The sequence below is a fragment of the Bradyrhizobium sp. Kon58 genome, from assembly GCF_055807455.1.
The window spans coordinates 1-400 of sequence record NZ_JBVVOT010000183.1 but is presented as its reverse complement, the minus strand read 5'-3'; the positions used below and the strand labels follow the sequence as shown (position 1 = coordinate 400).

The 400-nt window shown below is 50.8% G+C and carries 1 protein-coding gene; it reads right to left on the bottom strand.

What is annotated here, in order from left to right; all coding sequences use genetic code 11:
* Positions 1-380, bottom strand: a 380-nt coding sequence (locus AC0L20_RS40040) for a recombinase family protein (protein WP_473295675.1), incomplete at its 3' end; no start/stop codon positions are given.
* Positions 381-400 lie beyond the last annotated feature (20 nt).

Here is a 400-nt window from a genome sequence, read left to right as displayed (position 1 = left end):
CCTTGATGAAAACCTTTTTCAACGAGGCGGCACTGACCAGCGAAGACTTTTTGGGAAAGCTCTTGGCTGTACTCACCAGCCATGGATCGTTTGATGCCTTTGTAAATGGTTGCTAGAGGCGAGCCGTCGTTTTCAAAAGGCTCTGCGCAATACACCACATTGATACCGGAGCTGGTGCAAAGGTATTCATAGTGGGCACTTTCGTCCGTGTTCTGAAAGCGTCCCCAACGACTGACGTCATAGACAAGAATCACCTGATACTGGGTATGTCCGGCCTGGACGTCGTCAAGCAATCTACGCAGAGCATCACGGCCGCCGATATCTAGGCGACTTTTCCCATGGTCTTGGTAAGTTTTGACGATTTTCAGGCCGTGGCTCATGGCGTAAGCATGGATTGCTG